Here is a 5,376-nt window from a genome sequence, read left to right on the forward strand (position 1 = left end):
GCCATCGATGAGTTCAGCAGGCTGACCTGCGGTACCAAACCCACCAATCATAATGGTTGAACCGTCTTTAATTTGGGAGAGGGCTTCGGTTAAAGACGCTGAGCTTTTATCAATCATAATCACTTCCTAAACAAACGATCTACATTTACCTTTAATATGATCAGGTCGATGTAGACGATGATGGGGTAGTATTTTGACGCTTCGTTAAAATCACGTGCGCTAAAATACCAATACAGATTCCCCAAAAAACTGAACTTAAACCTAAAAATTGCATACCTGAAACAGTCGCCAAGAAAGTAAGGAGAGCTGCGTCACGATCCTTTTCTTGGAACATAGCAACGTGTAAATTTGTAGCAATAGCACCTAAAAGTGCTAAACCTGCTAATGCAGCAACAAGTTCTTTAGGCAGTAAGCTAAAAAGCATCACAATGCTGCCTGCAAATAAACCACCTAAAATATAGAAAATACCGTTCGCAATACCTGCGATATAACGTTTCTCTTTGAGCTCATGTGCATCTTTACCTGTACAGAGTGCGGCTGTTATTGATGCCAGGACAATGGTGATCCCGCCCACACAAGCAACAGCTAACGATGCGATACTGGTAGTGGTAATAATGGGTTTTGCTTGAATGTCATAGCCACTTAATTTCAAAATTGCCATGCCAGGTAAAAATTGACCAGAAAGGCTGACTAAAATAAGAGGTACTGCAAGATTTAGAAAAGAGTTAAGCGTCCACTCGGGCGCAATGAATTGGGGTATTGCAAGTGAAAACTCCATATTCACAGCATTGAATTTTCCGAGGACTAAACTCATGAAAATACCAGCTGCCAATACAAAAAGCATGGCATATCGAGGTGTTAAACGCTTAGCAATCAGATACGAAATAAGCATTCCAAACACAATATATGGCATGGTATTAGTCGCGGTAAAAAGACCAAATCCGAACTGACATAAGATACCAGCCATCATTCCTGCAGCCACTGATTGCGGTATCAAAGCCAATAGTTTGTCGAAATATCCGGTAATACCAATGATGAAAATCACTACAGCTGTACTGATATATGCAGCAACTGCTTCATTCAGTGATATATCTGGAAAAAGTGTGACTAGCAGAGCAGTACCAGGTGCCGACCAAGCGGTAATGACAGGAACTTTAAACTTTATTGATAATAGAATTCCAGCTACAGCAGCACCAATTGAGATACCCCAAATCCATGAAATCATCATGTCTGGGGAAACTTGGGCTTGTTGTGCTGCTTGAAAGAAAATAATTAATGGTCCGGCATATGAAATCAATACAGCTAAAAAGCCGGCGACAGTGGCGGAAATAGACCAATCTTCTTTTAGTGTTTTAAACAGGGTTGCCATTGTATTTGCCTCCTTGCGTCAATGATCCTGTGAATTTAAAGAGTCCGTGATCAGGGTTAACCCTGATCACCACCACCTACAGGTACGACTGTGCCTGTAATGTATGAAGACTCATCTGAAGCAAGGAACAAAATAGCATTTACTTGTTCTTGAATAGTGCCATAGCGTTTCATGTAGCTGCGGTCAATTGTTTGATCAACCACTTCTTGCATCCAAGCTTGATCTTGCTCAGATAATGGTGAAGTATTACGTGGAATTACACGTGGTGGAGCTTCAGTACCACCTGTTGCCACAGCATTGATGCGGATACCATCTTTAGCATGTGCAAATGCCATTGATTGAGTAAAACTATTTACACCACCCTTAGCCGCAGAATATGGAAGACGGTTAATTCCACATGTGGCGATAGATGATACATTCACGATCACACCAGATTTTTGGTGTTGCATGTGTGGTAAAACTGCACGACAACTCCATAAAGTAGGAAATAAAGAACGATTGATCTCTTTGATAATTTCCTCTTCAGAAAACTCTTCAAAAGGTTTCATCCAAATCGCACCACCAACATTGTTGATCAGCACATCAATTCGGCCAAAAGTCTCGATCGCTTTATTTACAACGGATTGTGCACCAGCATAGGTTTCAAGATCAGCTAAGACAGTAACACCTGTGCCACCTTGAGTCGTAATTTCTTCAAGTGTGGTCGTCACGTATTCAGCACGGTCAGCCAGTACAACTTTTGCACCTTCGCTAGCTGCTTGAAGAGCAACACCGCGACCGATGCCTTGAGCGGCACCAGTGACGATTACGATTTTATTTTCAAATCTTTGATTCATGTTCCTCTCCACTTTAATTCGCAGAGAATTTTTCGAATAAGAAGTTTGCAGGTTTAACGCCTTCAGCATCTAACCAACCACGAACTGCATCTACCATAGGAACAGGACCACAGAGGTAAACATCTACATCACCACCGTTGAGCCATTCAGTTTCAATGTGGCCTGTCACATAACCTTTACGTTCGTGTGCAGATTCTGGGTTTGCAACTACGGTACGGTATTCAAACCAATCAAGTTTTTCTTGAAGTTTGTTGAGTTCTTCAATAGCAACTAGGTCAAAGTCATTGGTTACACCAAAAACTAAACGTACTGGATGTTCAGAACCTTTTTCTTCTAATACTTGAAGCATCGACATAAAAGGAGCAATACCTGTACCACCAGCAAGCATTACTACAGGGCGTACTACATTACGTAAGTAGAAGCTACCAAATGGACCAGTGAATGTCATTTTGTCGCCGACTTTCGCTTCGGTGCTTAAGAAGCTACTCATTTTACCGTTAGGAACGTTACGAACAACAAAGCCGGTCAAACGGTTGCCTGGCTTAGAGCTGAAAGAGTATGAACGTGTTTCAGTTGATCCAGGAATACCTACATTTACATACTGACCAGCAAGGAAATTGATATCTGGCTGACCCTCGTCTAGTTGAATATCAAAGGTAATTGTAGATTCAGATAAGTTTTCTACACGAGAAAGCGTACCTTGATATTGATGAATTTGAGTTTTACATACATCAGATGATGCTTGAATTTGGAAAACTGCATCTGAAGTAGGACGGCACTGGCAAGCTAAGATATAGCCTTGCTCAGCCTCTTCTGGTGTAAGTGCATCTTCAATATAAGTTTCTTCAGGCATGTCATAGCTGCCAGACTCACAAAAAGCTCGACAAGTACCACATGCACCATCACGGCAATCCAGCGGAATATTAATCTTTTGACGATATGCAGCGTCAGAAAGCGTTTCGCCTTGTGCAACTGAAATAAATCGGGTTACGCCATCTTCAAATTGAAGTGCAACATTATGGTTTGACATGGCTGAATATCCTTTAAGAATCTTTTGAACAATTTTTTGGTGTAACTACCAAAATTCCATTTGGTAGTTACTGAACTTGTTATTTACTAATTACAGGTGATATACGTCGATTACTTGGTTGATGTAATCATTTTTAAGTACCACATATTTATTTAAAATTTGTGGTTTTTCACCAGACAAATTGATTTCGTAGCGTGACATGCCGAAGTAGCTGTACGACTTTTGGTAGCGGTAACTTAAAGTATTCCAGTTAAAACGAACAACAACCTTATCTTCATGACGTTCAAGAATTTCAATGTTGTTAATATTGTGGCTTGTACGTGTATCAGGCATTGTTGCAGAAGAGCGTTCAGTTTTGATACGGAACACGCGGTCTTCTAAACCTTGACGATCTGGATAATAAATTAACGAGATTTCTGATTGAGGATCTTCAGTTAATGTATTGTAGTCATCCCAAGATGGCATCCAGAACGATGCTGTAGGTGCATAGCACTCTAACCATTCATCCCACTGTTCATCATCAAGTAGGCGCGCTTCTTTAAATAAGAACTGGCTCACTGATTCTAAAGTTGCTTCAAGATTCGCGTTACTCATGCGTTATCTCCTTGTTCAGCTAAAGCTTGTTCTGCTTTAATCGCACGTTTCATTTCTTCTAACCAATGTTGATGTTGCGCAAGGTATAAACCTTCGTCTTCAGTTTTAACGCCTGAAAGTTTAGGTTTTAGACCAATTTCGTTTGCTGCATCATCTGGGCCATTGATCCAATGCTTTGAGCCACGGCACATATCGTTCCACTCAAGTTCGATACCAGCATAACCTGCTTGACATGCACGGAATTCTTCTAAGTCATCTGGTGTCGCCATACCTGAAGCATTGAAGAAATCTTCATATTGGCGAATACGGCGTGCGCGAGCTTCTGGCTCTTCACCTACAGGTGCGATGCAGTAAATTGTTACTTCAGTTTTATCGACAGCAATTGGGCGAAGTACACGGATTTGTGAACCGAACTGATCCATCAAATAAACGTTTGGATATAAGCAAAGGTTACGTGAGCGCTCGATCATCCACTTCGACATAGCAGGACCGAATTTCTCAGAGTATTCATCTGCTTTAGGGAAGTTAGGGCGGTCTTCAGGGTTAGCCCATTGTGTCCAAAGCAACATGTGACCATTTTCAAAACCGTAAGAACCACCGCCTTGTTTACCCCAAGAACCTGCGCTCATTGCACGGATGTTGTCGCCAGCTTGTTTTTCTTTACGTTGTTGCGTAGTTGCAGCATAATTCCAGTGAACTGCAGATACATGGTAACCATCTGCACCATTTTCAGCAGTGAGTTTCCAGTTTCCTTCGTATGTATAAGTTGAGGCACCACGTAAAACTTCTAAACCTTGATCAGACTGACCCACGATCATATCGATAATTTTAGTCGTTTCACCTAAGAATTCTTCTAATGGCAAGACGTCTGGGTTTAAGCTACCGAATAAGAAGCCTTTATAACTTTCAAAACGTGCAACTTTCTTAAGATCATGTGATCCTTCTTTGTTGAAGCAGTCAGAATAACCAGCATCTGTTGGGTCTTTAACTTTTAAAAGTTTGCCTGAGTTATTGAATGTCCAACCATGGAATGGGCAAGTATAAGTAGCCTTATTACCACGTTTGTTACGGCAAAGTTGTGCACCACGGTGTGAACACGCATTGATCATTGCATTTAGCTCGCCTTGACGGTTACGAGCAATCACGATTGGCTGACGACCGATGTGTGTCGTGTAATAATCATTGTTATTTGGAATTTGGCTTTCGTGTGCCAAGTAAACCCAATTACCCTCAAAGATGTATTTCATTTCAAGGTCAAAAAGGGCTTGATCAGTGAAAACTGAACGATGAAGTTTAAACTCACCTGTCTCAAAGTTGTCTACAAGTAACTCATCAAGACGATCTAGATGGCTGGTATTAATTACAGGAATACGTGGCATGGACGTTCTCCGACTTTCCAAATTGAGGGGAAGTCATCGGGATAATTGACTTATCCCGATTCCGACTAATTGATTTAAGCTGATGCGCGGCGGCGTTCAACTTCAGTAGAAGGCGCACCTTCAACGTCTTTCACTAATTCAATGTCAAATTGAATATGTTTGAACGCA

At 41.3% G+C, this 5,376-nt stretch carries 7 protein-coding genes; all 7 read right to left on the reverse strand.

Going from position 1 to position 5,376, the window contains the following annotated elements; all coding sequences use genetic code 11:
• On the reverse strand, nucleotides 1–117 hold a 117-nt coding region (locus BMW42_RS14385), incomplete at its 3' end, for a CoA-transferase (RefSeq protein ID WP_322853439.1).
• A gap of 43 nt (nucleotides 118–160) precedes the next feature.
• Nucleotides 161–1,369: a benzoate/H(+) symporter BenE gene (benE, locus tag BMW42_RS14390; protein WP_092768931.1), complete on the reverse strand. Its 1,209-nt coding sequence runs from the start codon at nucleotides 1,367–1,369 to the stop codon at nucleotides 161–163.
• Between the two features lie 56 nt (nucleotides 1,370–1,425).
• Nucleotides 1,426–2,205: a 1,6-dihydroxycyclohexa-2,4-diene-1-carboxylate dehydrogenase gene (locus BMW42_RS14395; protein WP_092768934.1), complete on the reverse strand. Its 780-nt coding sequence runs from the start codon at nucleotides 2,203–2,205 to the stop codon at nucleotides 1,426–1,428.
• A gap of 13 nt (nucleotides 2,206–2,218) precedes the next feature.
• Entirely contained in the window at nucleotides 2,219–3,235 is a 1,017-nt protein-coding gene (gene benC / locus BMW42_RS14400) for a benzoate 1,2-dioxygenase electron transfer component BenC (RefSeq protein ID WP_092768937.1), read from the reverse strand.
• Between the two features lie 90 nt (nucleotides 3,236–3,325).
• The gene (benB, locus tag BMW42_RS14405; RefSeq protein ID WP_035270498.1) at nucleotides 3,326–3,829 is read right to left on the reverse strand and encodes a benzoate 1,2-dioxygenase small subunit; all 504 of its coding nucleotides are present in this window, start codon (nucleotides 3,827–3,829) and stop codon (nucleotides 3,326–3,328) included.
• Complete coding sequence (gene benA, locus BMW42_RS14410; protein ID WP_035270495.1) at nucleotides 3,826–5,208, reverse strand: benzoate 1,2-dioxygenase large subunit; 1,383 nt, start codon at nucleotides 5,206–5,208, stop codon at nucleotides 3,826–3,828. Before benA ends, benB begins: the two co-directional genes overlap by 4 nt.
• A gap of 74 nt (nucleotides 5,209–5,282) precedes the next feature.
• On the reverse strand, nucleotides 5,283–5,376 hold a 94-nt coding region (locus tag BMW42_RS14895; protein WP_228143141.1), incomplete at its 5' end, for a hypothetical protein.

The sequence above is a fragment of the Acinetobacter sp. DSM 11652 genome (assembly GCF_900109815.1).
Lineage (GTDB): Bacteria > Pseudomonadota > Gammaproteobacteria > Pseudomonadales > Moraxellaceae > Acinetobacter.